The 1013-nt window shown below is 64.3% G+C and carries 2 protein-coding genes; one reads left to right on the top strand and one right to left on the bottom strand.

The window, feature by feature from the left end; genetic code table 11:
* Positions 1-278, bottom strand: a 278-nt coding sequence (locus BM279_RS23080) for a helix-turn-helix domain-containing protein (protein ID WP_143103636.1), incomplete at its 3' end; no start/stop codon positions are given.
* Between the two features lie 187 nt (positions 279-465).
* On the opposite strand from BM279_RS23080, the gene BM279_RS23075 reads away from it, so the two are divergent.
* Positions 466-1013 (top strand): aminopeptidase P family N-terminal domain-containing protein (locus tag BM279_RS23075; protein ID WP_208604562.1); only part of this gene is annotated, 548 nt, incomplete at its 3' end.

Raw genomic sequence — 1013 nt, 5'->3', positions numbered from 1 at the left:
TCGTAGGCCAGGAGCTGGCCACCGACCGTGTAGCGCACGCGCTCGTTGACGTGGGAGTCGGGCTGCGCCTGCACGGGTTGGTCGAACAGGGCGTTGAGCGGCACGTTCAGGGACTTGGCGATGCTCGCCAGGGACGAGATCGACACACCGGTGAGGTTGCGCTCGGCCTGGGACAGGAAGCTGGCGGTCAGGCCGGCGTCGGCGGCCACCTGGTTGAGGGTCTTGCCGGCGGCCCGCCGGTAGCGGCGCAGGCGTTCGCCAATGCGATCTGCGGTCATGGGCAAAGTTCGTTGTTGGAGTGGGCGCAGTATACCCAGCCAGCGTAGGGACTTCAGCCGTCAGATTGCGCACTATTTAAGTGCCACTGAAAAATGCTTTGACCAGAATTTAAGTTGCACTTAAATTTTGCCGCAGTGAATTACCCGGCAGCGATCTCCGCTGCCGTCGCCAGACGAGGATGTGCAGATGACACTGGGAGTGGGCGGTAGCACGCCGGAGCAGGCCTTGGCGCGCTTGCAGGACATGACGGCCGGCGCGCAGCCGATCGGTGAAGCGGAGTACCGGGCACGCATCGCACGGGCCCAGGCGCTGATGCGTGAGCAGAGCATCGAGGCGCTGTTCGTGGCTGCCGGCAGCAACCTGCAGTACTTCACCGGGGTCAAGTGGAACCCCAGCGAGCGCATGGTCGGCGCCATCCTGCCGGCCAGCGGCGAGGTGGAATACCTGGCTCCCGCCTTCGAGGAAGGCACGGTGCGTGATTTTCAGGAGGTGCCGGGCACCATCAACACCTGGGAGGAGCACGAGAGCCCCTACGCGCTGCTGCTGCGCTGCCTGCGTCGCCTTGGCGTAACGCCCAACGATGGTACGCCGCCTCAGGTAGGTCTTTGTTCCTCCTTGCCTTTTTTCATGTTCGAGGGCATTCGCAAGCTGACCAGCGGTTACCGTTTCGTCGACGCCGGGTCGGTTACCGCCCTGTGCCGCCAGCGCAAGTCGGCCGCCGAAATCGCCCTGAT

It is taken from the genome of Phytopseudomonas straminea (assembly GCF_900112645.1).
Classification (GTDB): Bacteria; Pseudomonadota; Gammaproteobacteria; order Pseudomonadales; family Pseudomonadaceae; genus Aquipseudomonas; species Aquipseudomonas straminea.
This window is presented reverse-complemented; position numbering and strand designations above follow the sequence as displayed.